Source organism: Hyphomonas sp. (assembly GCF_046313735.1).
Classification (GTDB): Bacteria; Pseudomonadota; Alphaproteobacteria; order Caulobacterales; family Hyphomonadaceae; genus Hyphomonas.
In genome coordinates this window covers 1-2,372 of record NZ_JBKBXW010000108.1, presented here as the reverse complement: position 1 = coordinate 2,372, position 2,372 = coordinate 1, and the positions used below count along the sequence as shown (strand labels likewise).

2 protein-coding genes are annotated in these 2,372 nt (G+C 64.7%); both read left to right on the top strand.

The genetic code is table 11. From position 1 onward, the window contains the following. The first annotated feature begins 158 nt into the window (after positions 1 to 158). Positions 159 to 1,610: an aspartate kinase gene (locus ACK4SV_RS16870; RefSeq protein WP_409919006.1), complete on the top strand. Its 1,452-nt coding sequence runs from the start codon at positions 159 to 161 to the stop codon at positions 1,608 to 1,610. After that, on the top strand, positions 1,607 to 2,372 hold a 766-nt coding region (locus ACK4SV_RS16865; RefSeq protein ID WP_409919005.1), incomplete at its 3' end, for an MFS transporter. The genes ACK4SV_RS16870 and ACK4SV_RS16865, both read left to right, overlap by 4 nt.

Genomic DNA, 2,372 nt, shown 5'->3' with positions numbered 1-2,372 from the left:
CGCATCAATGCGTTCTTCGTGTTCAATGCCTGGTCAAACCGGCTTGAGGCGCCGTTCGGAAAAACCGATCCGCGTCCGGACTTTGTCGCGCATCGACATGTGCGCCAGCCAATCCGGCCTGCGCGCGCCAAGCGGGAAATAACAGGAAGGGGCGAAACATGAGCCATACTGTTGAAAAAATCGGCGGAACATCCATCGCCAATACCGATGTGATTACCCGGAACGTGCTGATCGGCGGGCGCGAAGGCGCGGACCTCTATAACCGCATCTTCGTCGTCTCCGCCTATGCGGGCATGACCAATCGCCTGCTGGAGCACAAGAAATCCGGCGAACCCGGCGTGTTCAGCCTGTTTGCCAGCGCCGGCAATAAATGGGCCTGGACCGAGGCGCTGTCCGGCGTCGAGCAAGCTATGCAGGCGAAGAATGCGGAAATCTTCCGCGGCGAGCCAGAGCTGGCGACCGCCGACCATTTCGTCCGGGAGCGGATCGAGGACGTCCGCAACTGCCTGATCGACCTGCACCGCCTCTGTTCCTATGGCCAGTTCCGGCTCGACGAGAATCTCACCACGGTGAAAGAGGTGCTCTCTTCCCTGGGTGAGGCGCATTCGGCGTTCAATACGGCGCTGCTGCTGCGCAAGCGCGGCGTGAAAGCGAAATGCATCGATCTGACCGGTTGGCGTGACGAGCGCACGCTCACACTCGACGAGCGCATCCGGGATGCCTTCGAGAGTGTGGACCTCGCCAGCGAGCTGCCTATCGTAACCGGCTATGCGAGCGCACCCGAAGGGCTCGTGCGCCAGTTCAATCGTGGGTACACGGAGGTGACGTTTGCGCGCATCGCGGCGCTGACCGGCGCGCATGAGGCGATCATCCACAAGGAGTTCCACCTCTCCAGCGCTGACCCGAAACTGGTCGGCGAGGGTAAGGTGCGCAAGATCGGCCTGACCAATTTCGATGTCGCCGACCAGCTCTCGAACATGGGCATGGAAGCGGTACATCCGAAGGCCGCAAAAATCCTCCGCCAGGCCGGCATTCCGCTGCGCGTCAAGAACACGTTCGACCCCGCCGACGAAGGCACGGTTATGCAGGCTGATTACATGCCCGACGCTCCGCGTGCGGAAATAATCACCGGCCTCAAAGGCGTCTATGCCATCGAAGTGTTCGACCAGGACATGGTCGGCGAGAAGGGCTACGACACCGCGATCCTCGACGCGCTCACGCGGCATTCCATCCGTATCGTGTCGAAATGTTCCAACGCCAACACCATCACCCATTATGTCGATGGCTCGCGCAAGGCCGTGAAGCGGGCAACGGCGGACATGGAGGCCGCCCTCGGCGGCGCTGAGGTCAAAGTCAGCCGGGTCGCCATCGTCTCGGTGATCGGCGCTGACATCAATGTGCCGGGCATCACCGCGCGGGCGCTGTCATCGCTCGACGGGGCGAATGTCGCGCTGATCGGCCTGCAGCAGGTTTCGCGCAAGACGGACATCCAGGTCGTCATCGACGAAGAGGATTTCGACACCGCGATCTGCGCGCTGCACAAGGCGCTGGTTGAAACCGGCGCGCAAGCTGAACGCGGCAAGCCGCAGGCGCTACGCCCGGCAGCATGAGGGTGAGGCTCGGGCCGCCGGGGCCGGTCCTGTCCGGACCCGGCGGCTTTGCAGCCTACCGCAATATCCTTGTGCTCGTGGCGGCGCTGACGCTGCTGCAGGGCGCTATGGCGGCCCTTGCCATGGTGACGGCGCTGAAGCTGCTCGCCGCCGGCGTCTCGACCGCCGGTATCGGGCTCGTCGCCTCGGCCTATTCGGCGGGGTTCCTGGCAGGCACGCTGGTGGCTCCGCTGGAGATCCGCCGCATCGGCCATATCCGCACTTATGCTGTATTGGCGGGCATCTGCGCGCTGGGCGTGCTCATCCTGCCGCTGGCGGGGCGCGAACTGGCGGTCTGGGCGGTGCTGCTGGCGCTGGCCGGGGCAGGCGCAGCGGGCATGCTGACGGCGGGCGAAAGCTGGATCGCGAACGCTGCGCCGCCGCAGAGCCGGGGCGCAATCCTCGGCTTCTATCACATGGTCTCCAAGACGGGCGCGATTGCCGCGCCCTTCCTGGTGGCGGCAGCGCTGACAGGGCTTGGCGCCTTCATGGTCGCGGCAGGCCTGTTCATTGCCTCGCTGCTGCCGGTGGCGGCGACGAACAACAGCCAGCCCTCTCTCGTGGCGGCCAAACCGTTCGGACCCAGGCGCCTGTTCGCGCTGGCGCCGGCTTCGGTCTTTGCGGCCTTCTGCGCCGGGGCGGTGAACAATTCCGTCGCGCAGCTTTATCCCGTCTTTGCCGCCAGTGTGAGCCCGGACGATCCCGCAGGCTTTTCGGCGCTGT